Source organism: Lysinibacillus sp. RU7 (assembly GCF_057837305.1).
On sequence record NZ_JBYQFK010000102.1, the window covers coordinates 1 to 283 of the forward strand.

Consider the following 283-nt stretch of genomic DNA (forward strand, 5'->3'; position numbering starts at 1 on the left):
GGTTTGGATTTTGGCCAAGGAGGCCGCAACCTTCACCTCGTCGACATTGTCTTTGGCCCGCAGCATGGTGACGCGCTTCCGTTGTTTCTGGATGCGCCCAGCCAGTCGCCCATATTCCGGGTTCGTGGCACGGACCTTCCCCCTCTCGAAAGCCGCGATCCGTTCCGCCATGAACATATCGAGTTCATGGAGGTAGATGTTGGCCAAGATTGGAGAGACGATACCGCCCTGCGGAGTGCCGCTGTAGGTCCGGGTGTGAACCCGGTCTTCCATAACACCCGCC

Annotated in this window: 1 pseudogene; it reads right to left on the bottom strand. The window is 59.4% G+C overall.

Going from position 1 to position 283, the window contains the following annotated elements:
- Window positions 1-273 (bottom strand): annotated as a pseudogene (locus AC3II9_RS21700) (group II intron reverse transcriptase/maturase); the annotation flags it as partial.
- Window positions 274-283 lie beyond the last annotated feature (10 nt).